Annotated in this window: 17 protein-coding genes; 9 read left to right on the top strand and 8 right to left on the bottom strand. The window is 68.2% G+C overall.

Annotation, left to right across the window (positions count from 1 at the left end):
* Complete coding sequence (locus AC07F0_RS11735) at positions 1 to 2208, bottom strand: helix-turn-helix domain-containing protein (RefSeq protein ID WP_478978206.1); 2208 nt, start codon at positions 2206 to 2208, stop codon at positions 1 to 3.
* A 472-nt stretch (positions 2209 to 2680) separates the two neighbouring features.
* On the opposite strand from AC07F0_RS11735, the gene AC07F0_RS11730 reads away from it, so the two are divergent.
* The 5 genes from AC07F0_RS11730 (at position 2681) to drmB (ending at position 14792) form a co-directional block, all read left to right on the top strand.
* Positions 2681 to 2887, top strand: coding sequence for a hypothetical protein (locus AC07F0_RS11730; protein ID WP_478977359.1), 207 nt, complete (start codon positions 2681 to 2683; stop codon positions 2885 to 2887).
* Between the two features lie 127 nt (positions 2888 to 3014).
* Positions 3015 to 7778: a DEAD/DEAH box helicase gene (locus AC07F0_RS11725; protein WP_478977356.1), complete on the top strand. Its 4764-nt coding sequence runs from the start codon at positions 3015 to 3017 to the stop codon at positions 7776 to 7778.
* Complete coding sequence (locus AC07F0_RS11720; protein ID WP_478977353.1) at positions 7775 to 9679, top strand: UvrD-helicase domain-containing protein; 1905 nt, start codon at positions 7775 to 7777, stop codon at positions 9677 to 9679. Before AC07F0_RS11725 ends, AC07F0_RS11720 begins: the two co-directional genes overlap by 4 nt.
* Entirely contained in the window at positions 9676 to 12936 is a 3261-nt protein-coding gene (locus tag AC07F0_RS11715; RefSeq protein WP_478977350.1) for a helicase-related protein, read from the top strand. The genes AC07F0_RS11720 and AC07F0_RS11715 overlap by 4 nt, the downstream gene beginning before the upstream one ends.
* Positions 12933 to 14792: a DrmB family protein gene (gene drmB / locus AC07F0_RS11710; protein WP_478977348.1), complete on the top strand. Its 1860-nt coding sequence runs from the start codon at positions 12933 to 12935 to the stop codon at positions 14790 to 14792. The genes AC07F0_RS11715 and drmB overlap by 4 nt, the downstream gene beginning before the upstream one ends.
* A gap of 75 nt (positions 14793 to 14867) precedes the next feature.
* Here drmB and AC07F0_RS11705 read toward each other — a convergent pair whose 3' ends face one another.
* Positions 14868 to 15533 (bottom strand): ATP-binding protein, encoded by a 666-nt coding sequence (locus tag AC07F0_RS11705; protein WP_478977345.1) that lies wholly within the window; start codon positions 15531 to 15533, stop codon positions 14868 to 14870.
* A gap of 198 nt (positions 15534 to 15731) precedes the next feature.
* Here AC07F0_RS11705 and AC07F0_RS11700 point away from each other — a divergent pair, with 198 nt between their 5' ends.
* Together AC07F0_RS11700 and AC07F0_RS11695 are read left to right on the top strand one after the other, a co-directional pair.
* Entirely contained in the window at positions 15732 to 16580 is an 849-nt protein-coding gene (locus AC07F0_RS11700; RefSeq protein WP_478977342.1) for a helix-turn-helix domain-containing protein, read from the top strand.
* Entirely contained in the window at positions 16577 to 16789 is a 213-nt protein-coding gene (locus AC07F0_RS11695; protein WP_478977339.1) for a DUF397 domain-containing protein, read from the top strand. Before AC07F0_RS11700 ends, AC07F0_RS11695 begins: the two co-directional genes overlap by 4 nt.
* Before the next feature lie 272 nt (positions 16790 to 17061).
* Here the strand turns inward: AC07F0_RS11695 and AC07F0_RS11690 are convergent, their stop codons facing one another.
* The 6 genes from AC07F0_RS11690 to AC07F0_RS11665 all read right to left on the bottom strand — a co-directional run bounded on the left by AC07F0_RS11690 (position 17062) and on the right by AC07F0_RS11665 (position 20798).
* A complete protein-coding gene (locus AC07F0_RS11690) occupies positions 17062 to 17361 on the bottom strand; it encodes a hypothetical protein (protein ID WP_478977336.1) in 300 nt (99 codons plus the stop codon).
* Positions 17362 to 17627: 266 nt separating this feature from the next.
* Complete coding sequence (locus AC07F0_RS11685) at positions 17628 to 18134, bottom strand: DUF6624 domain-containing protein (RefSeq protein ID WP_478977333.1); 507 nt, start codon at positions 18132 to 18134, stop codon at positions 17628 to 17630.
* Between the two features lie 150 nt (positions 18135 to 18284).
* Complete coding sequence (locus AC07F0_RS11680) at positions 18285 to 18671, bottom strand: VOC family protein (RefSeq protein WP_478977330.1); 387 nt, start codon at positions 18669 to 18671, stop codon at positions 18285 to 18287.
* Positions 18672 to 18815: 144 nt separating this feature from the next.
* Complete coding sequence (locus tag AC07F0_RS11675) at positions 18816 to 19616, bottom strand: alpha/beta fold hydrolase (RefSeq protein ID WP_478977327.1); 801 nt, start codon at positions 19614 to 19616, stop codon at positions 18816 to 18818.
* Positions 19617 to 19727: 111 nt separating this feature from the next.
* The gene (locus AC07F0_RS11670) at positions 19728 to 20225 is read right to left on the bottom strand and encodes a DUF2267 domain-containing protein (RefSeq protein ID WP_478977324.1); all 498 of its coding nucleotides are present in this window, start codon (positions 20223 to 20225) and stop codon (positions 19728 to 19730) included.
* Positions 20226 to 20375: 150 nt separating this feature from the next.
* The gene (locus tag AC07F0_RS11665; RefSeq protein ID WP_478977321.1) at positions 20376 to 20798 is read right to left on the bottom strand and encodes an Hsp20/alpha crystallin family protein; all 423 of its coding nucleotides are present in this window, start codon (positions 20796 to 20798) and stop codon (positions 20376 to 20378) included.
* A 221-nt stretch (positions 20799 to 21019) separates the two neighbouring features.
* Between AC07F0_RS11665 and AC07F0_RS11660 the strand changes: the two genes are divergently transcribed.
* Positions 21020 to 21322, top strand: a complete 303-nt coding sequence (locus tag AC07F0_RS11660) for a hypothetical protein (RefSeq protein ID WP_354736386.1) — start codon at positions 21020 to 21022, stop codon at positions 21320 to 21322.
* Between the two features lie 290 nt (positions 21323 to 21612).
* A complete protein-coding gene (locus tag AC07F0_RS11655) occupies positions 21613 to 23052 on the top strand; it encodes an alginate lyase family protein (RefSeq protein WP_478978203.1) in 1440 nt (479 codons plus the stop codon).
* Positions 23053 to 23214: the final 162 nt, after the last annotated feature.

Below are 23214 nucleotides of genomic sequence, written 5' to 3'. Positions count from 1 at the left end.
TCATCCCCCCTTGCCGGCGCGCAGTTCAAGGACAAGGCGGGTGAGCGTGGTCCTGACCGGATGGCTGGTGACGTCGGTGGAGCCTCGGAATGTCGCGCGCCGCACCCCACGCGTGAAGCGCAAGACCCCGTTCTCCACCTCGCAACCGTCGACGGCCACGAGTTCCGCCCAGTCCAGCTTCGGGCGCCCACCGGAGCGCACATCCAGCTGAGCGACGGGCACCATCGGGACGATCTCGTCGCCGCGCGGGATGCTCACCTCGGCAGTGATCTGCCACTCCCCGTCATCGCCGATCGTCGCGTCGAGGCCGTCCAGCTCCGGGACAACCGGCCCAGTGGGCCTCTTGGCCTTGGGCCTCGTCTTCACGGTCAAGGCCTTGCGCAACGCTTCACCGCCCTCGCGGTTGCCGCGCTTCGGCTGTGCGACCAGTTGTCGCACCGCGTTGTTGACCTCGGTGGTGAGGGCGTTGATCCGCCGGTACGCGGAGGGTGACCAGCGCAGGGTCAGCTCCTCCGTCTGCCCCCAGTGGTCGTGCTCGGGCGGTTCCGCCGCACGCAGGAATTCCTCTGCTTCCTGTGAGAAGGGGGCTGACTCTCCGGCAGCCTCCCCGACCAGAAGAACGGCCTGGAACGGGTTGGTGCCGAGCGGCAGTTTCGGGACCGTGGCCTTCTTGACGGTCATGCGGTTGCCGCGCAGTGAGTGCACCTGGTTCTTCGGGGTGTCCGCGTCGTTAGCTGCTTCGGTGACCAGCAGGACCGCTTGGTGTATGCCGAGGGTTCCCGAGGCACCCCCGAGCAGTGGCAGCTTCAGCGGAACGCTTCGCGCCGCCACCTGCCCGGCCTCGGTGAGCCGATCTACGGTGGTGCCCTCATAGTGCGCCCGCAGGGCACGAGCCCGGGAAGGTTGTTCGGCGAACGGGTCCACCTGTTCCTCCGGTACGACCACGTCGCCGTTGCGCAAGGTACGGACTGAGACCTCCAGAAGGGGGAGCCTGCCGCCCCCGCCGGTCATCGCGGCCCAGAAGTCACGACCCAGAGCTCTGACCAAACGCCGGTGCATCTTTTCGATGTCACGGGTGTCCTCGCTGCCCTCCTCGTCGATGTCCGTGCCCTCGTGGTCAGCTTCGGACGACTTCTCCTTCTCGTCGAGGCTGGCCACGTCATGGGCGCCGACGATGAGGAAGGAAGTGCCTGGTTCGTCGGTGTCCCTGGTCAGGTGCAGACTGGCCGCGGTCTCCTCGTCCGCCCACCAGGAGCGGGCGACTTCGGCACCGGGCGAATCGGGATCAGGGCGTCCGAACCAGGCCGGGCCCGCGTACGGCTTGCCGTTGACCTGCCGCCAGGGCAGTTCGAGTCGGCCGATGAGCCGACGCTCCCTGCGCCCCTCGTGCGGCTCGGACAAAGTGGAGTTGATGAGTACGAGCCCGAGGGCGCTGGTGGCCCACAGTGTTGCCTTGCCCAGGCCGTAGGAACCGCCCGCGCTGTTTCCGGACTTGAGGCTCTCAAGCTGACGTCTGACGACGGCGGCGAACTTGCCGTCCGCGTAGTCGTCACCGGTGAGCCCGGAAGCGTTGTAGTCATCGACGCGCAGCAGGACCAGGCGACCCTTCTCGTACATGTCGCGCACCCCGGCGTCCACAACCCGCCCGACCTTCTGGTTGCCTGCGATCTCCGACACGGCGGAGTAGTGCGGGAAGAGGTCATTCCAGAGGATCGCCTCTCGGAACGCGTCCAGGGCCTCACCGGTTAGCTCGTGCAGGGTGTAGCGGACACGGACCGGGCGGCCGTTGTCCAGTCGCTCGTCGAGGCTGTTCTGGCAGGTCTCGCGAGCGAGAACCTGCACGTCGGCGTCGAAGGCGAAGGCTGCGGCATTGCCCAGGTCACGGCCACCGTCGGGATAGCCGGGACGGTGGTACCAGGTGACCGGGAGGCCGGCCTGGGTGTCGGTGGTGCGGGTGTGCACCGTACCGAGGTCCGTGCCGAGCGCCTTGGCGATGTCCTGCATGACGGTCGGGCGGGGAGTCGACCTCCCGGTGATCCACGCGGAAACGGCGGCTCGAGTCAGCCCGAGTTCCTCGGCCAGCTCCGCCTGCGTCCTCCCTGCCAGCTTCAGCTGACGGGCCAACCAAGGCCCGAACTCCTCACCTGTCTCCACACGGGCACCTGCTCTTCCTCGAAGTCGTGCAAGGCAGGCTAATTTGACAACCAATACGACGTCAACTGACAGTTGACCAGCTTCGATCGACTCAGCCAAGTCGGAACAGTGTCTGATTTGGCTAGATTGTCCACTAAGCCCCAATCCACACCTGCGGTAAGTGGAATGAGCAACTCCTCATAACCCAGAGGAAGTTAAGGGTTGCACGATCGAGTGACTGCCGATAGCTTCAGTGACGATGGGGAAAAGCCATCTCGCTCGGCACTCGAAAATGAGGAGCACGGGCGACCGAGGGAGAAGTGCGCCCACATCACAGACCTGGGCGAGTGAAGCAGCTACACGCAGTCGATATCCGCACGAAGAAATATTTCCCCCGAAAGCGCTGGCGACGCGCAGCATCCACCCGCTAGCGTGATCAACGGAAAAGGCATCTCACCCGACAACACCCAACCGTTTCACGGGGACGTGTATCCAAATGCACCCCTGTGCGACCACAGGACACAACGCAGCAGGGGTAGACCACGCGATGGATGAACAGGATTGCGGTGACCTCCTGGATTCACTCCGGGAATTAGGTGCGTTTGAATTCAGAATTCAGACGGCAAAAAGCAAGGTTGAGGCAGCGGAGATCCTTCACCAGCACAACCTGTCCGAAGAGGGCTTCTCCTACAGATTCCCTGACCTGGCCAAGACGCTTCAAGGACTACCGGACGAGACCGGCCCCTCGGCATGACCCACGCCGCTGACCCGAGTCCCTCCCGAAAGCGCGCGCGCCTCCATACCGGCCGGACCACTCTGACCGGCGGCCGGCCCGTCACTCACGCATTCGCCCGGAACTTGACACCTAGGAGTGCAGAGCAGTGCCGTCCTCGTCCTCTCCTGTAATCCAAACCGTTCTCGAGCAGTCCTCCCGTGTTTTGCAGACTTACGCCGTGGACCCCGGCCTCGTAGCGGAGCACGCCAACGGGGAACGCCGCATCACTCAGGGCGGTTACGGTGATCGCCAGCTATTCGAGCTCGTCCAGAACGCGGCTGACGAAATCGCCGATGAGCCGGGCGGGCGGGTCCACGTCGTCCTCACGGAAACCCATTTGTACTGTGCGAACGAGGGGAATCCGGTAACTCCGGAAGGCGCCGAGACGATTCTCCGGATGAGCATGTCGAAGAAGCGGGGAGGTCAGATCGGTCGCTTCGGAGTCGGCGTGAAGTCAGTCCTCGTCGTGACCGACACACCAGAATTCTTCAGCCGCACCGGAAGTTTCGGGTTCGATCGCACCTGGTCGTACGAGCAGATCAAGGCCGTGTCCGGCGTCACGGCGCGCTACGGCACGGAGTTCGACGCCCCGGTCCTGCGCATGGCCCGCCCGCTCGACATGCAGGCCGAGCGGGCTTCCGATCCCGTCTTGAACGAGTTGCTGACCTGGGCGACCACCGTCGTGCGTCTGCCTCTGCTCCCGAAAGCAGACGACCGGCTCGGCCGGGACATGCACGGAGGTCGCGCCAAGGACCACGGGGAGCCCCGCGAAGAGTTCCCGGTCGGCTTCCAACTCTTCTCTCCGCACGTCGCAAAGGTCGTGCTGGAGGACCGCCGGCCCCGGCCTGTGGCCCGCCGCATCCTGACCGCTCAACAGGCCGGGGATCTGCACACTGTGGTCGAGGAGCGGACCGGGAAGGCCGTTGCCACCGAGCGGTGGCGGGTGTTCACCACCAACCACGAGCCCGGGCCGGCGGCCCGCGATGACGCCGGAGAGCTGCATGACCGGCTCTCGCTGGAACTCGCCTGGGCCGTGCCTGCCCTGGAGAAAGATCCGGAGAGCCGCCTGCACGTCAGCCCGCGGTCGCGCGGTCGCGGCAAGTTCTGGTCCTTCTTCCCCACCAAGTACGAGATGTCGCTCAGCGGCATCCTCAACGGAGCCTGGAAGACGAATGAGGACCGGCAGAACCTGCTCGACTCCTCTCCGTTCAACCAGGAGATGATCAGGGTGTCGGCGCAGTTGGTGGTCGGCTCCCTCCCCTCTCTCGCACCCGCTGAGGACCCGGCCGCCTATCTCCCCCTGCTGCCCGGCCGTGTCAAGGAGGCGATCAGCTGGGCCGACGAGTTCCTGACAAGGGAGATCTGGGATCGCGCTGCGGACAGTCCATCGTTGCCCGACCAGGACGGTGTCCTGCGGGTCCCGACCGAGCTGCGGGTCCACCCCAGGCTCGACAGGGACTTGAAGAAGCTGTCCAGTTGGCTCCGGATGTGGCACGAGTGCCCCGGGCGCCCCTCGAACTGGCTGCACCCGAGCGTCGAGGCGGACTCCCTGCGCTCCGGAAAGGTCGAGCACATTCTCGCCGCTGCCGGGCACGGGCGGACCGATGTCCGCGAATGGCTGGAGGCATTGGTCGAGAGCGGCACCGCCGAGGCGTCGGCCATAGCCATCCGCATCCTCGCGGACATGATCGAGGTCCGCTCCCCGTACGCCGATGAGGCGCGCAAAGCGCGCATCGTACTGACCGAGGAGCACGGTCTCGTCGCCCCCGTACACGGCAAGGTGTTCCGCCGTGCCGATCAGGGTGGGCTGCGCGAGTCCCTGGTGTACGTGGTCGACCAACTCGCCCAGGACCCGTCGCTGATGCACGCGCTCAACGTCCTGGGCATTCGCGAGGCCGATGTCGAGGGCCGGTTCTTCAGCGTTCTCGACCAGGGCTTCGACCACTACAGCGAAACGGACTGGGAGCGGTTCTGGGAGTTGTTCCGCCAGGCCGGGGCCCGTCGCGTGGCCCATAAGGTCCTGGAGCGAGTGCCCACGCCGCGCTCGACGCTCCGTGTTCGGACTGCCGACAAGCGGTTCCGACCGGTCGAGAACTGCATGCTGCCGGGTGTCGTGGTCGACGCGAAGCGCGACCCGAGCGTCGCCGTCGACATGGTGTTCCACTCCGACGACACCCCCTTCTTCTCTCAGGTCGGCCTGCAGGAGCGACCGTCCGGTGGGGTGCAGCCCAAGGCGGACGAGGCCTGGTTCGAGGAGTACCGGGCGGCTGTACACGCCGCCTACCTGCGCAGCCTGGACACCCGCGCCCCTCGTCCCGCACTGAGCCGCATGAAGGTCGAGGGTGCCGCGATCGGTGGTCCGCTGCATCTCTTCCGAGCGCTCTCCGAGGAGTCCCGCGCTGCCTTCTTGAAGGTGCTGCCCGACGACGCCGTGGTGGACAACTGGACGCGCCAGATCGGCGCGCAGACCAGCACCCGACAGGCAGTGGCCTCGCCGATCCGGTGGATGCTGATGAGGTACGGCACGGTCGCCACCTCGCAGGGGATCAAGCCGCTGAAGGAGGCCGTCGGCCCCCAGCTCGCCGCCTACCGCGACGTGTTGCCCGTCGCCGACATCTCACCCGAGAAGGCCCGCAAGCTGCGGCTCCCGACCACCGTCGACGAGGTTCCCGCGGACCGCTGGGACACACTCCTCGACGAGGTGTCTCGCAGCGAGGACGACTCCTTCGTCGGCGCCACCTACGTGATGCTGACCCGGTTCGGCGCGGACTTCCCCGAGGACTCTCTGACCCGTTGCCGGATCGGCGACACCTGGGACACCCGTCCCGACGACGAGATCACTCTCGCCGTCAATGCTGCCGAGTACCGAGCGCTCCGTGCCGAGCAGCTACCCGCGCTGCTCGTGCCGACCGCCGAGGACGCCGAGCTGATGGTCGAGAAGTGGGGCATGCTCCGCTATGCCGACGTGATCAGCCGGGAGACCCGCGAAGTGCCAGAGGGCGACCCGGTACCGCTGGTCGAGTTGTACCCCGCCCTGCGGCAGCGCCTGAACAGCGGGAACCGGAACAACATGGTGCAACGCTGCACCGAGCTGGAGGAGGTCACCCGCACGCCCAACGGCACGCACGCCTCCTCGCTGGACGCCGTGCGCCAGGACGGCACCGTCAAGGTCCGCGTGCCTCTGGAGCCCGAGCCGATGCTGCGGCTGATCGACCGCGAGCTCGACCTCGGCCTCGGCGCGGCCGGCTGCCGCGCGGTGCTGGAGCACCAAGACCGCATGGCCCGGGACAGCGAGCTGAAAGCGGCGCAGAAGGCGGTGCGCGAGGCCGAGGACGTAGTGGCCAAGATCGAGCTGCTGATCGGTGCGGACGCGCTCCGGACCGGCCTGCCCGAGGGGCTCATGGAGGCCGAGCTGCAGGCGACCGACGGCGCGGAGCCGTCTGGGCGCCGGATCGCGCAGATGGCCTTCAACGCACACGGTGACGGCGTGCTCCAGCAGCACGCCCGGGACATCCAGGCGCGTTTTCCCAACGCACCGGTCGGCTATACGGGTTCGTCGGCGGCCATCGCCTTCGTCTCGGAACTGAAGCTGCCTGTCGCGTTCGCCGGCTCGAGGACTCCGTCCCCGCCTGCGTTCGAGACGGTCGATGGTCCTCGGGACTTCCCGAGCCTCCATGAGTACCAGGAGGATCTGGTCCGGAACATCACCACCATGCTCGACCGGCTGGCTCCGCAGCGCGGCATGCTTTCTCTGCCTACCGGGGCAGGGAAGACTCGGGTCACCGCCGAGGCCGTGATCCGCTGGGTCAAGCGGTTCGGTGACCTCAAGGGCCCTCTGCTATGGATCGCGCAGACCGAGGAGTTGTGCGAACAGGCAGTCCAGAGCTGGAAGTTCGTGTGGAGCAAGGTCGGCGCGGAACGCCCGCTCACCATCAGCCGGCTGTGGAGCAGCAACGAGGTCGGTGACGTCGTCGACCACCCCCACCTGGTGGTGGCCACCGATGCCAAACTGGAGCGGTGCCTGGGCAGCGACCAGTACGCCTGGCTGCGACAGGCCGCGCTGGTGATCGTGGACGAGGCGCACACCGCCATCTCCAAGCGGTACACCGAGATACTGGGACAGTTGGGACTCACCCAGTACGAGACTGGGCGCCATCTGCTCGGCCTGACGGCGACCCCGTTCCGCAACACCAACGAGGAGGAGACCCGCCGGCTGGTCAACCGCTTCGGCAACCGACGTCTCGACGAGGGGGTCTTTCCTTCCGGGGACCCATACCGGGATTTGCAGGACTGGGGGATGCTCGCCCAGGTGGAGCATCGCACGCTGCAGGGCGGCAAGATCGAGCTGACCCGGGACGAGAAGACCCACGCCGACCGCATGGCGATGCTCTCTCGCTCCGCTGAGCAGCGGCTCGCCGACGACCATGAGCGAAGCCGTCGCATCGTCGACGAGGTGGCCGCTCTGCCGGAGGACTGGCCGACACTGCTCTTCGCCACCTCCGTGGACCACGCGAAGTACCTGGCGGCCATGCTCAACGACCGCGGTATCCGATCTGCCGCTGTCGACTCGACCACCAGCGCCCAGGACCGCCGCTCCCGTATCGAGAATTTCCGAAACGGCCGCATTCGTGTGCTCACCAACTACGGTGTTCTCACCCAGGGCTTCGACGCACCGGCCACCCGTGCCGTCGTCGTGGCCAGGCCGGTCTACAGCACGAACGTGTACCAGCAGATGATCGGTCGCGGCCTGCGCGGACCCCGGAACGGCGGCAAGGACAGCTGCCTGATCCTCAACGTCAGCGACAACATCGAGAACTTCGACACCCAGCTCGCCTTCACTCAGTTTGAGCACCTCTGGAGCCGTTCGTGACCGACGCCTATCTCGACAGTCCTCCGCTCACCGAGGAGCAGCGGGCCGTCGTGGAGCAGCCTTGGGACGCCCGCGTCCTGGTGACCGCCGGCGCGGGGGCCGGCAAGACCCATACGTTGGTGCGCCGCCTGGACGCGCTGTGCGGGCACGAGGACCCGGAGGAGGCGCTGGATGCCTCCGAGATTCTGGTGCTCACCTTTTCCCGGGCGGCGGCCCGGGAACTGCGGGAGCGGATCGCCCGGCACGGTGAGCGCGCTCACCGCGTGCGGGCACAGACCTTCGACGCCTGGGCGTACGGCGTGCTGCGGCAGGCGTACCCGGACAACGACTGGAGCGCGACCTCCTTCCTGGAGCGGATCGAGGCCGCTGCCCGTGCGATCGAGAAGGGAGCCTTGGAGGCAGGCGACACCGTGCCCCCCGCGCACGTGCTCATCGACGAGGTGCAGGATCTGCTGGGCGATCGTCGGGACCTCGTGGAAGCGCTGCTCGATCGCTACCAGGAGAGCTGCGGCTTCACAGTGGTCGGTGACGCCGCGCAGTCCGTCTACGGCTTCCAGATCACGGACCTCACCGAACGCGCCGACGAGACCGGCCGGTTCTTCGACTGGCTGCGCGCCTCGTACCCGGACGACTTGGTCGAACTCCGCCTCACCAGGAACTTCCGAGCTTCCGCCCCGGAGGCCCGGATCGCACTGGCACATGGGCCGCGCCTCCAAAACCTCACGGATGCCGACGAGGCCGCGGCCCTCTATGAAGAAATGCGCGAGCTGCTCCTCGATCCGGCGAACAGCATGGGAGCCCTCACCGACCCATTCACACTCGACGGACTGCGCGATTTCCCCGACACCTGTGCGGTTCTCACTCGTGACAACCGGCAAGCTCTCGTCGTCTCGGAACTGCTCCACGAGCACGGCGTGGAGCATCGACTGAGGCGCCCGCTGGAGGAGCGCCCGGTCCCGTACTGGGTGGCCGAGCTGTTGCGCCGCACCGAGTCCGCCACGCTCTCCGAGGAACGGTTCCGGTCGTTGCTCTCTGAGATACCTCTGCAGTACGAGCCGGACCCGCAAGCAGTGTGGGCCGTGCTGCGCCGGGCCGCGCGGGGTCCGGGGCGAGGCCTCCTCGACCTGGAACGGCTGCGCGGCCTGGTTGCCGAGGGTCGTTTCCCGGACGAGCTGACCGATCCCGAGCCGGCACGCGTCGTGGTCTCCACCGTGCACCGGGCCAAGGGTCTGGAGTTCGACCGGGTGATCATCCTCGCCCCCCCGACCGTCGCGGAGTTGCAGCAGCAGTTCAAGGAGGAGCTGGATCTGCCGGCCGAGGCCCGAGCCCTGTATGTGGCCATGACGCGTGCTCGTCATGACCTCTATCACGCGAACGGCCCCGAGCTGCCGATCTTCAAGCGGGCCGGCGGCAGGAATAACGGCCGTAGGTACCTGGGCGGTTGGAAGTCGTACGACCGGTACGGGATCGTCGGTGAGTCCGGTGACGTGTGCGCGGACAGTCCACCCGGCCACGAGGCTGACGCCGTGGCTACCCAGGCCTACCTTCTGAAGCACGTCTCCCCTGGCCAGGAGGTGGTGCTGCGCAGACGCCACGACCTGCCTCTCGGCGAGTGGCAGAGCCCTCCGTACACCCTGCTGCACAACGAGTGGGAGATCGGCGAAGTCTCGGAGCGGTTCCGGCAGGAGCTGTTCCATGTACAGAAGGTGAATCGCACATGGGACCCCTGGTGGCCCGACGAGATCCACGGTCTGCGGGTGGACACCCTGGAGTCAGTCGCGGGCAGCACTGCTGCCGGCGCCAACGCCGGGCTCGGTGACCGGGGGGTCTGGATCGCACCCCGGATCACCGGAATCGGCAGGTACCGACGGGCGGACAACGACGAGGAGCAGCGCGCATGAGCGACACGGAGACCCGCCACGCCGAGCACTACCGAGTACGAGACGAGGAGCTGCTGGTCGGCCTCCGCCGGGAGCTTCTCGGCCCCGGTCCGGACGCCGCTGCGGAGGACCGTGACGAAGTCCTCGCCCAGGACGCCCCGATCGATCGCTACCTGACCGGTGTCCTCTACCCGAGGTCGGCGGACGACGAAGCCGAGCAGAGAATGCTCGAGGACGAGGCCGAGCACGACGGTCTGGACATCACCCCCCTGCGTACCCGCGACAACCTGGAGGAGTCCGGGACCGCGCAGGAGGTCGGCGCCGCCGGGTCCCGTCGGCCCTCCTCCATGGGGCTCACCTTCGCGATCGACCCGGCCATAAGCGATTCGGTCGTGGTCAGTGCCCGGGCCGCCGCCTACCGGCCCACGGACGCGGACGGCAACCCCGTTCCCGCCCGCAGAGCCGAGGCTCGTACCACCTCCGACCAGCAGGAGCACTGGCGGCGTGAGGAACTCTCGCTGCCCGACACCACCGTGGATGTGACAACGCCTGCCCCCGACCTGCGGTTCAAGTTGGCCGACGGAGTCGCACTGCGGGTCAACGTACGGCGCCCCGACGCGACGCTGGGCACGGTGACCGTCACGGTGACCCTGGTCAACACGAACACGGTCGGCGAGCGAGAACTGCAGGACGCGTTCGCCTTGTTCCAGTGCGGGCTCGTCGTCCGCGCGGCCGACGGGTCCAGCGCCTTCGTCGAGCGTTCTGCCTCCGACGTCGCGCACGATCCCGAGGTCGCCACCAGCCGTCTGCTGCACCGCCACGCCCCGACCTTCGCCGTCGGGCACGGCTGCGCCGCAGAATGGGACTGGACGCCGCCGCCGATCGGTATGACTGACTCCTCCGGGCCGGCCGGTGTGTCCGAGGTGCGGAGCGAGTTCGTGCCGAGCGTGGAGGTGCTGCTCACCGACTCCAATCCGGAGATCGACAGCTCTGCCCTGTCCATGCTCGGCTTGGCGGAGCGCCCGGACACGGAGGTCATCGCCGCACTGGAAGCGCTCGCCGCAGGCTACGAGCGGTGGATCGACCGCAAACAGGCCGAGGCCGAGGCCCTGATCGGCGGTGCGTACGAGAAGGCCGCCCGCGGCCAGGTCGACGCCTGCCGCGAGGCCCTGGGCCGGATCCGCGAGGGCATCGACCTCCTGCGCACCAAGCCCGACGTCATGCAGGCCTTCCGGCTCGCCAACCGGGCGATGGCCGACCAACGGGCACGCAGCGCCTGGGTGAAGGGCGGCCGCACCGGCTCCCCCGAACCTGCCCAGGGCCGCTGGCGCCCATTCCAGATCGCCTTTGTCCTGCTCTGCCTGGCCGGGATCGACGATCCCGAGCACCGCGACCGCGAGGTCTCCGACCTCCTGTGGTTCCCCACGGGTGGTGGCAAGACGGAGGCGTACCTGGGGCTGGTCGCGCTCACATCGTTCCTGCGCCGGCTCCGGCTCGGTGTGAACGGTGGCGGTGTCACCGTCCTGATGCGGTACACACTGCGCCTGCTGACCCTCCAGCAGTTCGAGCGCGCCACGATCCTGCTCTGTGCCATGGAGCGGATGCGGCGCGACAACCTGGCGGAGCTGGGTTCGGAGCCGTTCTCCCTCGGTATGTGGGTCGGCGAATCGGCCACCCCCAACAAGCTGAAGGATGCGAACGACCGGCTGGCAGAACTCCATAAGGATCTCGACAAGCGTCTGGCGACCAAGAACCCTGTCCAGCTGCACGCATGCCCCTGGTGCGGGATCCGCCTGGACGCCCGCGCGTACGAGGTCGACGAGGACGCCAGGCGCATGCACGTCCGCTGCCCCGGCGCAGGCTGCGACTTCGCCGACGGTCTGCCCGTACATCTGATCGACGAGGCGGTGTACGACGCCCGGCCGACGCTGGTCATCGCCACCGTCGACAAGTTCGCGTCCATGCCGTGGCGTCCGGCCACCGCCGCGCTCTTCAACCGCAACGACCTGAACGACCGCACGCCACCGCCCGAGTTGATCGTCCAGGACGAACTCCACCTCATCTCCGGCCCTTTGGGTACTCTCACCGGTCTCTACGAGACCGCCGTCGACGAGCTCGCCGGTCGTCCCAAGGTGATCGCCTCGACGGCGACCATCCGGCGCGCCGCCGACCAAGGCCGCAGTCTTTTCGACCGTGAGGTCCGCCAGTTCCCGCCCGCCGGCCTCGACTCCCGGGATTCCTGGTTCGCCGTGGAGACCCCGCGTGAGGAGAAGGCGAGCCGACGTTACGTGGGCCTCTTCGCCCCTGGCACCAGCCAGTCCACCCTGCTCATCCGCACGTACGCGACTCTGCTGCACCGGGCGAAGCAGGCGAAGACTTCGGACGAGGTGCGGGACGCCTACTGGAGCCTGGTCGGCTACTTCAACAGTCTCCGGCTGCTGTCCGCGGCTGAACTCCAAGTCCACGACGACGTGGTGGCGTATCTGGAACTGCTCGCCGCGCGCGAGGAGACCACCGTGCGTTCCGTCGCCAACTATTCGGAGTTGACCAGTCGCATCGACGCCAGCGAGATCCCGGCCCGCCTCAAAGGCATCGAGCGGGCGTTCCCCGACCCCGACGTCGTGGACGTCCTCCTGGCCACGAACATGATCGCGGTCGGCGTCGATGTGGATCGGCTCGGCCTCATGGCCGTGATGGGCCAGCCGCAGACCACGGCCGAGTACATCCAGGCCACCAGCCGAGTCGGCCGCGCCCATCCCGGTCTCGTCGCCGTGATGCTCAACGCCACCCGCTCACGCGACCGCTCCCATTACGAGAATTTCCTGCACTTCCACTCCGCGCTGTACCGCGAGGTCGAGTCGACGTCTGTCACCCCCTTCTCCGCCCGCGCCCGCGAGCGCGGACTGCACGCGGTTGTCGTCGCGCTGACCCGGATCATGCTTCCCGATGCTCGGCCCAACGAGGCCGCGGGCATGGTGGAGTCGTACGAGCACCGCATCCGGGAAGAGATCAAGCCCGTCCTCCTCGACCGCGTTCGCGCGGTCACCCCTGAGGAGGCCGACGCCGTCTCCCGCGCGTTCGACGAGTTCCTCGACTGGTGGTGCGACGAGGCCGACATCCACAACGGCCTGCTCTTCGAACCGAGGAAGGGCAGGCACACCCCTGCCCTTCTGCAGCCGTACGACGATGAGGCCGAGAACGCCGAGGCCTGGCCCACCCTGTGGAGCCTGCGCGACGTCGATGCCGAGTCCGCCCTGTTCATGGAGGCCACCCGATGACCCCGCCCCCCGCACGCCGTCGCCGTTCCGACGCCGGCGCGGCGCCCGCCCACAACCTCCCGCGCCGCGGCGCCGTTCGTCGTGCCCAGGCGATCACCACGTACGGCGTTGGTTCACTGATCGCGGTCGATCACGAGTCCTTCGTCGTCTCCGGTCTGGACGGGGCCGACGAGCACTGGAGCACGGACGAGGCGCCTCGCATCCACGAACGTCGACTCGCTCGGATCCTGAAGGTCGAGCACTTCCGGCTGCCGCCGGCGTCCGACGAGCACAGCAAGGACGGCATCCGGGTACGCCGCTTCCCGCTCATGCATTCCTGCCCCGAGTGCAACGAGTTGCGCCGCCATCGGGACTTCAACCCGCCGCCCGGCAAGAGCGTCTGCGGCACCTGTGAGGCGGACCTGGTGCCCTCCCGCTTCGTGATCGCCTGCGAGGCCGGTCACCTCGACGAGTTCCCCTACTGGCACTGGGTCCACCGCGCCACAGGGCGCGGCGCGACGACGGTCGGCCGGTGCGGCGGCACACTCAGGCTGCGCACCTCCGGCCGCAGTTCCTCGCTCCGCTCCATCCTCGTGTCGTGCAGTTGCGGTGTGCCCGAGGTGTCGATGGAGGGTTCCTTTCGCAAGAGCGCGCTCAAGGACCTCGGTCTGCGCTGTCGGGGCACCCGACCGTGGCTCGGCACCTCCGTCCCGGCGGAGTCATGCGGTCACACCCCACGCACCCTCCAGCGTGGTTCCTCCGCCGTCTGGCAGCCCGTACTGAAGTCCGCGCTGTCCATCCCGCCGTGGAGCGACGGTCGCGCGGACCCGCTTGCTCCGTACTGGAGCCGACTGCGCGATCTGAGCGACCGGTCGGATGTCGAGATGTGCCTCAAGGTCCTTTTCGGGGACGAGTGCCCTGTCTCTGTCGACGAGGTGATGGAACTTCTCGCCGCCGAGCAGGAGGAAGACAGCACCGGGGACGAGGAACGCACCTTCGACCACCACTACCGCGCCTTGCGCAACAAGGAGTACGAACGTCTGCGTGCCGGCAACGACGAGCGCGGGCGTTCACGTGACGAGCAGTTCATCTGCGAGACCCCGCTCGGCGACCCGACTGTTCTCGACGACATCGGGGTCACCGGCCCCATGCTGGTCAAGAAGCTTCGAGAGGTCCGCGCGCTCAAGGCGTTCACTCGGCTCGCCGATCCCGACTCGGTTTCCGAGACCAACGAGGCAGTGCTCTCCTCGACGCCGTTGAACTGGCTGCCCGCCATGGAGGTTCGGGGCGAGGGCGTCTTCCTCCGGCTCGCCGAGGATCGTCTCGCCAACTGGGAGAACATCACCGCCGTGGCCAGGCGCGCCAAACGTATCCGCACCGCACACCGCCGGATGATGGAGCAGAGAGCCTCCGACCCCACCCAGGTCCAGCCCTCACCCGCTACTCCCCGCATGGTACTGCTGCACACCCTGGCCCACGTGCTGATCAATGAGTGGAGTCTGGACGCCGGCTACCCGGCCGCCGCCCTCCGCGAACGCCTCTACGCTGACGAGGAAATGGCGGGTCTGCTCGTCTACACCGCCACGAGCGACTCGGCAGGCAGTCTCGGCGGCCTGGTCGCCCAGGGCGAGCCCGAGCGACTGGCGGGCACGATCCGGTCCGCGATCCGCCGGGCCTCCTGGTGCTCCGCCGACCCCCTGTGCATCGAGTCCGAGGCCTCAGGCACTGGCGGCACGAACCTGGCCGCCTGCCACGCCTGCGTGATGCTCCCTGAGACAAGCTGCGAGCACAACAACATCCTGCTCGACCGTGCGCTGCTCGTCGGAACACCGGAGAATGCCGACCTGGGTTTCTTCGCGCACATACTGGGCCGCTAGGGAAGCGGTCGAGCGTGTGGCACGAACACGGATCAGCAGCCTGGCGCCGCCGACGGCAGCCACGTCGATCTTGCTTCACGACCCTTGGCGCAGGGCCACCTGCTCGGCCTCGAAACGCATCTGTGCTCGGTCGAGCGTGTCATCCGCGTCGCGGCCATGGGCCTGGAGCCAGTGGAGGAAGTCGGTGATTGCCGCGATCATCGTCTCCTCCGCCACGGCAGAGGCCAACCTGCCCACACCCGTCTTGCACGGCAACGGCGTAGCAGCGGCGTAGAGGCTGAGCAGGGCCTCAGCCCGCACCACGCTGGGGGCCTCCACGTAGCCGTCGCACGCGGTGAGTTTTGTGGCCAGCTCGCACCACGTGACCTTCCGGTCCGGTCGTAGCAGCACACCCCAGCGATCGGCTACGGCGTCCACGAGCGCCATGCCCCGCCCATCCAGGGATTCTGTGCTCGGGTCCCGGAGGACGGGCAGGGCCCGTGTGTCGGGGTCATGCACCTCGATGCGCAGGTGCGTGCCCCGGACGAAGACAGCCAGCGTCGCGGGGGTGCCATGTCCCACATGCGTGATGACGTTGGACACCAGCTCGCTGACGCAGAGTTGGGCCTCGTCGGTGATGTCCTGCAACCCCCACATGCCCAGGTGCAGTCGCATGATCCGGCGCAGGGCAGCCACCTCCGCGGGTTCGGCCGTGAAGGCAAGCTCCCATGGCTTGCGCGACATGCACGCTTCTTGGCTCACGCGGACCCCTCTCGTCGCGGTTGACACCGCACGGGAAGCGCAGCGTCACGAACGATCACTTTGAGTTGTGCTGTCGACCACTGTGCTGGCAGCGCATCCCTTTGTGCAATGTGCACGGCGGGATTCCCACTTCTGTGTGATTGGCAAGCACACCCCTTGGCGCGAGACTGAACGCCCGCTAGTGGAAAGAGGGTTGAGATGGCCGGTTCACCCACGGCACGCCGTCGGCGCCTCTCGATCGAGCTCAAGAAGCTCCGCGAGAAGAGCGCACTCACCTGCGCCCAGGTCGGTTCGGCCCTGGACTGGAGCGGCTCCAAGGTCAATCGGATGGAGACGGGAAGTGGGCGTATCCAGCCGTCGGACATCGATGCCCTGTGCCGCTTCTACGGCACCAGCGACGAACTGCGCGAGTTCCTCAAGTCGCTGGCCCGGCAGGCAAAAGTGCGCGGCTGGTGGCAGGTCCACGGCGCCGGCGTGCCCGAGTGGTTCAACATCTACATCGGCCTCGAACAGGACGCCTCGACCTTCCGCCAGTACCAGTGCGAGGTCGTACCCGGCCTCATGCAGACCGAGGTGTACGCGTCCGAGCTCCACAAGTCCGGCGCACACATGTCGGCCGAGGACATCACGAAGGCGGTGCAGGTACGCATGGAGCGCCAGGCCATGTTGCGACGACCGGATGCTCCCGACGCCTGGTTCATCGTGAACGAGGGCGCGCTGCGCCACGTCATGGGGGACCACGCCCTCATGCGAGAGCAGATGGAACGCGTCCTGGAAACGGCCGAACTGCCGACCGTCACCTTGCAGGTCCTCCCCTTCGACGCAGGGACCTATCCGGCCACCGGTTCGTTCACCATGCTGGGTTTCCCGGCTCCGGAGGATCCGGACCTCGTGTATCGAGACGGCATCACCGATGCCATGTACTTGGAGGGTGAGCATCATGTCCGTGAGTACACGAGGGCGTTCGACGGTCTCCGGGCCGCGGCCTTGAGTCCTCAGCGCTCGGCCCTTTTGATCGAGTCGATCTTGAAGGATTACGCAAGGTGACAAGAGAAGCTTCCGGCGGAAGCGCCCGTCCGGTGTGGTTCACGTCGTCCTACAGCAACGGTGCCGGGGGCGAGTGCGTCGAGTGCGCGCTCACCGGCGGCCGTGCCCTCGTCCGTGACTCAAAGGTCGCGGGGGCGGGTGTGATCGTGGTGGGAAGCGATGCTTGGCGCTCCTTCGTCCAGACCGTGAAACGCGGGACGGCAGGCTGACCGGCGCTTCCCGCCACCTCGCGTCGGTCGGGTACGGCGTCGGAGTTCAGGACGGGGCAGGCACTCGCCGACCCCGACAGGGAGAGGATCGGGGCGCCCGTCAAGGGACCGTGATCGGGTACCGGCGAAATCCGACGACCTGCTGCAATGCGGCTGCGTTGGTGTGGAGATCCCGCGGCTCGTTTCGGAGATTCCCGGGCACTCCCTTGTGCCGAGAAGGAGTCGCCGGGTGCGGGCCGCTGGAGATCGTGTCAGACGGAGCGCGGCTGTCCCTAAAAAGGGAATTCGGGAGTCCCGGTGACGTCGCGTCCCGTGCGCACGCGGTAGCGGATCCGCGTGCCTGGAGCTCCCGAGGCTCGAATGGTTCCCCACGGAATCGTCTGACCGGTCTTGAGGGCGGTGAAGTTGCGGTCCTCGGTGACGAGGTCGAGATTGATGCCGTTCAGGCGTCGGCTGAGCGTGAGGGTGTCGCGAGGTTCGAGGATCTCGACGGTGGCCTGCTTCGCCACCGCCAGGTGCAGCTGCTCCAAGCGGCTGCGGCCAATGGTTGCGGTCTTGTCCCGAACTGCCACGACGACACCTCGTTCCCATGACATGACAGGCCCCGCCGCCATGCCGCGGAGGCGCCTATTTGCGCTGCTTACCGTAACGGGGCGTCACCGGGTACGGCGGCGTGACACCGACCGCTTGTCGAGATTCACCGTACTGATCCACTGAGGGTCCGACGGCCTGGGCGAGGGCATGGTTTTCACCTCATTGCCCGAGACGTGGACCCATGAACGATGGCCCAATATTGGTCACTTTGCGAGCCGCGTTTCGTCGGTGCGCCTGATCGGCGTCAGGTCGCCGAGAACTTGGCAACGTACTCGTCGAAGGGCTCGATGCCGACCTCCGCACGGCGTTCGTCCATGCGCTCGGGTTCCTCGCAGGGAAATGGAATCGGTGACCCGTCCTTCACGCCGGCGATCTGTGTGCCGTAGAGCTGTTTGCGGCCCTCGTTGACCAGCGTGCGGTCGCGGAGGAAGGCCAGCTCGCGGGGGCCGGCCGAGCCTGCCGACACCGCCTGCTGCATGAGATGGAGGGCGCGGCGCTGGACGTCGAGTTGCCGGTCGGCGTGCTGGGCGATCAGCCATGCCGCGCGGGCGGCCTCCTCGCCGACCATGGCCGCTGTCGGCCAGCCGTACTCGTCCATGATCTCGCTGAGCCGGTCACCGTGCCGTGCGGTCAGCCGGCGCCATGCCAGCTGCTCGGCGGGGTCATCGCTGTTCGCGTGGACCGAGGACTGGTGATCGGCCGCAGCCATGGCCGTGAGTTCCTCCGCCAGTGCGGCAAGGTCGCGCGTCACTCTCAACTCCCGGTTCGGTGAGGGGCGTTGTGCCTGTCACGGCAAGCCTATGGGCGCATATCGGGCGTAAAGATCATTCTGGGGAACGGTGACAGGCGGCTCCGCGTACGGCGATAATGGATCTACGCTTGGAGCCGAAACGTCCTGGCGTCAGTCCTCCACCCGATCCAGTTCGCCCCGTTCGACGCAGAACTCGTTGCCCTCGGGGTCGGCCATGACGACCCAGCCTCTGCCGTTCGGGAGGGTGCGGTCCTTCAGGATGCGGGCGCCGAGGGTCACGGCGCGTTCGACCTCCTCGGAGCGGGTGCGGCCTGTGGGCCGGAGGTCGAAGTGGATGCGGTTCTTGGTCGCTTTGCCTTCCTCGACGCTGACGAAGAGGAGGCCGGGGGCGCCGTTCGGGAGCTCGATCAGTACCTCGGAGTCGCCGGGCTCGTCCTCGCCGGAGATCGGGTGGCCGAGCAACTCGGCCCAGAAGCGGGCCAGTTCGTAGGGCTCTCCCGTGCAGTCGAAGGTGATGTGACGGATGGTGGGGTTCAACGGTCGTCTCCCTCGGGTGGGTTGGGCGCGCTGGTGCGCCACCGCACCCGCCCCGGCAGGATGGGCGGGGAGACGAGGCCCTGTCGAACTGTTTACTGCCCTCGGGAAGGTTCCGTTGCCGCCCGATGAGGATCGGGTTCGGGGTCAGGCGATGAACGTCCTGATCGCTTCGTAGAGGCGGTCCGGCTGGTCCAGGTGGACGTCGTGGGCCGCGTCGGGGATGCGGGTGTGCTGGGTGTGCGGGCGGTGGGTGAGCATCGTGGCCGGTTCGTCGGGGCGCATCGCGCCGTGTTCGCCCTGGATGAGGAGGGTGGGGCAGGTAATGCGGGACCATTCGGGCCAGTAGGCGGTGGTGGCCAGTTCGGCGACCGTGTTGATGATCGTGGTGCGGTCCCACCTCGGATACCAGCCGTCTTCTCGTTCCTCCAGGCCCCTCACCCAGGCCTCGTGGCCCAGGAAGGCCTCCGCCGCGTCGACGGACTTGAAGGGGGTCGGCCAGCTGTCCAGCCAGGTCGCGATCTCTGTGGGGAGGTCCGGGGACGGGCCGGCCGGGCCCGCTTCGACCAGGATCAGGGACTTCACCAGGTGGGGATGGGCGGCGGCCAGGAGCAGGGCCGTGTGGCCGCCCAGGGACTGGCCCAGCAGGGTGACGGGGGCCAGGTCCAGTTCCTCGATCAGGGTTACGGCGTCCTGGACATGGGCCGCGCGGGTCGTGGTCGTCGGTGTGCGGGTGCTGGCGCCGTGGCCTCGGGCGTCGTACGTCACCACGCGGTGGCCGTCGGCCGACAGCTGCGCGGCGAGGGTGTCCCACTCGCCCTGGTGGCCTGCCAGGCCGTGCAGGAGGAGGAACGTGGCCGCGGGTTCCCCGGCGGCGGGGTGGTGGTCCGTGTGGGCGAGGTGCGTGCCGTCGGGGGTGGTGAGGCTTGCGGACCTCGTGCGGGTCACGTGTCAGCTCCTGGCGGTGGGCTCGGCATCTGGCCGGCGGCCACCGCCCGCCTCCTCGGCGGTGGCCGTCGTACCGGGTGTCCTACGCGGCGTCGTACGCCGTTCAGGAGCCTACGACGCCGGGCTCAGGTCCGCCCGGCCGAACAGGAGGGCGTAGCCGGCGGGGAGCTGGGCCAGGATGCGGGTGATCAGGTCGTCGCCGACGAGGGGCGGCAGCACGCTCAGGACCGAGCTGACGTCCCAGCGGGCCGTGGCGGGGGTCGCTCCCTCGATACGGGCCGCGACGGAGTCGACGAACTCGGCGGCGGTCAGCCGGCGTGTGGCCGGGATCTGGGAGGCGACCACCCTGGCGGCCTCCTCGGGCAGGGCGCGGGCGAGGTCGACCCGTTCGTCGCCGATCACATGACCGCCGAGGGCGGACAGGACGATACGGGTGACGCGCTCCGCCTCCGACCTGGTGGGGTACTGCCCCGATTCCCGTACCGCTTCGATCAGTCGGGTCCAGGCGCTGTCGTCGCCTCGGGTGCGGTGGTCGCGCGGCGGGGCGGGGATCAGGGTCTTCGGGGCCGTGAGAGCAGTCGTCACACTGGGCACCGTCGTCACGCTCATGTGTGGGTCTTCCTCCGGATCCGGTGCTGCGTGGCGCCGCCGGGCTGGGACTCCGGCGGCGCGGGGGCGGGAGTCGAGGGGGGCTGTCCCGTGGGTGGGACGTCCTCGGGACAGCCTCCGTGGGTTGCGGGGGTACTGAGTGCCGTGCCGTCAGCCGCTCAGCTGCTTCGGCTTGTCGCCGCCCGTGATCTGGATGCGGCGCGGCTTGGCCTGCTCGGCCACCGGGATGCGCAGGGTCAGGACGCCGGCCTCGTACGAGGCGTCGATGCGCTCCGTGTCCAGCGTGTCGCCGAGGAAGAGCTGGCGGGTGAAGCTGCCCGCGGGCCGTTCGGCGACGAGCAGCTCCGCGTCCTCGGGGGCGGGGGACCTGCGTTCGGCTCGGACGTTCAGGACGTTGCGTTCGACGTCCAGCTCGATCGTCTCGGGGTCGACGCCGGGAAGGTCGAAGTGGACGAGGAACTCGTCCCCGGAGCGGTAGGCATCCATCGCCATCGCCGTCGGGCGCGTGGCGGGGCCGAGAACCTGCTGGGTGAGCCGGTCGAGTTCACGGAAGGGGTCCGTGCGCATGAGCATCACTGGTCACTCCTCTCTTCAGGCGCTGTCCGTGCGATGCCCTACGTTCTTCGCCTTCTTATATAACTCGGAGCGGGAAACTTGACAAGCCTCGACTCATGTTCGCGTGGCCTCCGGGAACGCGCCTTCGTGCGCCCCGGCGCATGCGCCCCCGACCTGGGGGGTTAGCCTCGATGATCGCGAGCGGGGCAGGCGCAGCAGAGCAGAAGCAGGAGGCAGGGATGGCGAAGGTTCCCAGTGCGGTGATCGCCGCGAGCGGTCTTGTGGGCGGGTACGGCGTGGCCCGCTGGACCAGGCAGCGGCCGCTGGGCGGGGCCGTGCTCGCCGTCGCCGGGGCCGCGGCCGCGCGGCAGTGGCGGCAGCAGGCCGGTGGGGTGGCCGCGGGGGCGTTGTCGGCCGCGTATGTCGCCGCCTTCGCCGGGTCTCATCCGCTGGCCAGGAAGGTGGGTGCCTGGCCTGCCGTGTTCGGGGTGGCGGGTGCCGTGGCCGTGGCGTCCTGGGTGGTTGCCGACCGGCGCGGTTGAGTGGAGCGCACAGCGAAGAACCCCGGCCCTGAAACCCAGGGCCGGGGTTCTCGTCTGGAGCGCCGGGCAGGCCTTGCACCTGCATCTCCCCGCAGGAAGCGGGACGTCTTTCCTTGGACCACCAACGCATCGTCCGTCTGCCGGAGTTCCGGCGCCTGGACGCAGATCAACTATAGCGCAGTTTTTGTTATCGCCTTCGCCGTCCGGCCGTCTCCTCACCGTCCCCCGCAGGAACGCGACTTACGACGTCGAGGTACGACAACGTGACACGACAGATCAGCCGCCGGAGCATGTTGAAGGCCGCGGGCGCGGCAGCCGGAGCCGCCGGTATCGGCGCCGGTGTCGGCACGACGGCGCTCGCGGGCCCGGCCTCCGCCGCCGGCTCGGCCTTCGCCCACCCCGGGCTGCTGCACACCCGTACCGACCTGGACCGTATGGCGGCCAAGGTGAAGGCGGGCGCCAGACCCTATACGGCCGGGTTCGCCAAGCTCACCGCCAACCGGCACGCGCAGAGCGGCTGGCGGGCCAATCCGCAGGCCACGGTGTACCGGGGGGCGGGTTCGCCCCAGAACTACGCGGTTCTCTACAACGACATCCACGCCGCCTACCAGAACGCCCTGCGGTACCACGTCAGCGGCGAGACCGCGCACGCCGACACCGCGGTGGCGATCCTCAACGCCTGGTCGGGGAAGCTGACGTCGATCCAGGGCTCGGCCGACCGGTTCCTGGCCGCGGGGCTGTACGGCTACCAGTTCGCCAACGCCGCCGAACTCGTACGCGGGCATGGCGACTTCGCGCTCGGGCGGGCGCAGGAGGTGATGCGGAACGTCTTTCATCCGCTCAGCGACAGTTTCCTGCGCGATCACAACGGTGCCGTCGTCACCAACTACTGGCCCAACTGGGACCTGACGGCCATCGCCTGTGTGCTCGCCACCGGCATCTTCTGCGACGACCGTGCCGTGGTCGACCGGGCCGTCGAGTACTTCAAGCACGGGGACGGCATGGGGTCCGTCAAGCACGCCATTCCCGTCGTCCACGAGGACGGGCTCGCCGAGTGGGTCGAGGCCGGCCGGGACCAGGGGCATTCACTGCTCGGGGTCGGGCTGATGGGCACGGTCTGCGAGATGGCGTGGAACCAGGGCATCGATCTCTACGGCTATGACGACAGCCGCTTCCTCAAGGGGGCGCAGTACGTGGCGAAGTGGAGCCTGGGCGGGGATGTGCCGTACACGGCCCATACGCGGAAGAAGGGGGCGATCGGCGGGTGGTCGGGGAGTGAGACCGCGACGCGGGCCGCGGGTGTGGACCCGGCCATGACGCGTCCCGTCTGGGCGATGATCGCCAACCATTACACCAAGCGGCGGGGGCTGTCGGCGTCGTATGTGACGCGTGCGGCGGCCAAGGCCGCGCCGGAGGGTGGGGGTGGGGATTACGGGCCGAACAGTGGGGGTTACGACCAGCTGGGCTTCGGAACGTTGGCCTTCACGCGCGACAAGGCAACGGATCCAGCGGCGCCGGCCCCTGCTTCGTCTCCTGCGGCGTCCGGTGCCCGGCCCCAGGCGGGCGCCACTCCGTCGGTCGTTGCCTCGCCTGCCTCGGGGAGGGACCTCGCCGCCACCGGTTCCGAGGAGGTCGTCGGGTGGGCCGCCGCCGCGGGAGTCACCGCGGTCGCGGGTGGGTTGCTTCTGCTGCGACGGCGGGATCGAGTGCGGCGGGGTGGGGCCGAGTAGCGTCCGGCACGTTGCGCGGCCCAGGCGTCATGGCCCAGCACGGGTCGGGCCGCTCGCCCGCGCCGGCGGGGTGCCGCTGCGCCCACCCGTGCCGCTCTGGGGGCACCTCCCAGGCCCTTGAGGCAGTGGGGAAGGCACGACTGCCCGCAGCCAAGTCGGCTG

This window comes from Streptomyces sp. NPDC045955 (genome assembly GCF_056430805.1).
The sequence above is the reverse complement of the archived record's forward strand: the minus strand, read 5'-3'. Positions and strand labels throughout refer to the sequence as shown.

Excerpts from the sequence above, each read along its gene's own strand:
- AC07F0_RS11730 (WP_478977359.1), top strand. The coding sequence starts at position 2,681 with ATGGATGAACAGGATTGCGGTGACCTCCTGGATTCACTCCGGGAATTA.
- AC07F0_RS11715 (WP_478977350.1), top strand. The coding sequence starts at position 9,676 with ATGAGCGACACGGAGACCCGCCACGCCGAGCACTACCGAGTACGAGAC.
- drmB (WP_478977348.1), top strand. The coding sequence starts at position 12,933 with ATGACCCCGCCCCCCGCACGCCGTCGCCGTTCCGACGCCGGCGCGGCG.
- AC07F0_RS11700 (WP_478977342.1), top strand. The coding sequence starts at position 15,732 with ATGGCCGGTTCACCCACGGCACGCCGTCGGCGCCTCTCGATCGAGCTC.
- AC07F0_RS11670 (WP_478977324.1), bottom strand. The coding sequence starts at position 20,225 with ATGAGCGTGACGACGGTGCCCAGTGTGACGACTGCTCTCACGGCCCCG.
- AC07F0_RS11665 (WP_478977321.1), bottom strand. The coding sequence starts at position 20,798 with ATGCTCATGCGCACGGACCCCTTCCGTGAACTCGACCGGCTCACCCAG.
- AC07F0_RS11660 (WP_354736386.1), top strand. The coding sequence starts at position 21,020 with ATGGCGAAGGTTCCCAGTGCGGTGATCGCCGCGAGCGGTCTTGTGGGC.
- AC07F0_RS11655 (WP_478978203.1), top strand. The coding sequence starts at position 21,613 with ATGTTGAAGGCCGCGGGCGCGGCAGCCGGAGCCGCCGGTATCGGCGCC.